The organism is Kitasatospora sp. MBT63 (assembly GCF_000710465.2).
GTDB lineage: Bacteria > Actinomycetota > Actinomycetes > Streptomycetales > Streptomycetaceae > Kitasatospora.
In genome coordinates, this window is sequence record NZ_JAIZ01000737.1 from 1 (window position 1) to 1,348 (window position 1,348).

Annotated in this window: 1 protein-coding gene; it reads left to right on the forward strand. The window is 74.9% G+C overall.

Going from position 1 to position 1,348, the window contains the following annotated elements; translation table 11 throughout:
* Positions 1 to 26 precede the first annotated feature (26 nt).
* A partial coding sequence (locus AA75_RS38185; RefSeq protein WP_033825039.1) for a chorismate-binding protein occupies positions 27 to 1,348 on the forward strand: 1,322 nt, incomplete at its 3' end.

Genomic DNA, 1,348 nt, shown 5'->3' on the forward strand with positions numbered 1-1,348 from the left:
ACCCTCCCGGAAGGACAGCCGCACCCGTGACCACCACCGGCCCCGCCGCCCTGCTCGCCCGTCTCACCTCCCCCGGCGCCCCCGCCTTCGCGGTGCTGCACCGCCGCACCCCCAGGCTCGCGCCGGACACCGTCGAGGTACTGCTGGGCACCGTCGGCAGCCACGACACGCTGGCCGACCTGCCGGTGCGCACCGGCCTGCCCGCCGACGGGCCGCGCCACGACCTGCTCGCCCTGGTCCCGTACCGGCAGATCCGCGAACGCGGCTTCGAGGCGCACGACGACGCCACCCCGCTGCAGGCGCTCGCCGTCGAGGAGCAGTACGCCTTCCCGCTGGCCGACCTGCTCGCCGCGCTGCCGCAGCAGCCGGTCCGGCTGGAGGGCGGCGGCTTCGACATCGACGACGAGGAGTACGCCGGCATCGTCCGCCGGGTGATCGAGGACGAGATCGGCAACGGCGAGGGCGCCAACTTCGTCATCCGGCGCGACTTCCGCGCCCGCCTCGACGGCTTCACCACCGGCACCGCGCTCACGCTGCTGCGCCGGCTGCTGGAGCAGGAGCGCGGCGCGTACTGGACCTTCCTGGTGCACACCGGCGACCGGGTGCTGGTCGGCGCCTCGCCGGAGGTCCACGTCCGGCAGTCCGGCGGCACGGTGGTGATGAACCCGATCTCCGGCACCTACCGCTATCCGGCCGGCGGCTCCGACCTCGACTCGCTGCTCGCCTTCCTGCACGACCCCAAGGAGCTGGAGGAACTCACCATGGTGGTCGACGAGGAGCTCAAGATGATGTGCACCGTCGGCGACCTCGGCGGCCAGGTGCTCGGCCCCCGGCTCAAGGAGATGGCACACCTCGCGCACACCGAGTACGAGCTGCGCGGGCGCACCTCGCTGGACGTCCGGGAGGTGCTGAAGGAGACCATGTTCGCGGCCACCGTCACCGGCAGCCCGGTGCAGAACGCCACCCGGGTGATCAAGCGGTACGAGCACGGCGGGCGCGGCTACTACTCCGGTGCGCTGGCCCTGATCGGCCGCGGCGCCAGCGGCGGACAGCAGCTGGACTCCCCGATCTGCATCCGGACCGCGGACGTCGACCCCGCCACCGGCGAGCTGGTGGTCCGGGTCGGCGCGACCCTGGTCCGGCACTCCGACCCGTACTCCGAGGTGGCCGAGACCCACGCCAAGGCTGCGGGGGTGCTCGCCGCGATCGGCGCCCGCCCGGGGCCGGCGCGCAGCGGCGGCACGGTCGACGGCGGTGGCGGCGCGGCCGGCGGAGGGGCCCGCCGACTGGCCGACGACCACCGGGTGCAGGCCGCGCTGGACGCCCGGCGCGCCGGGCTGGCGCCGTT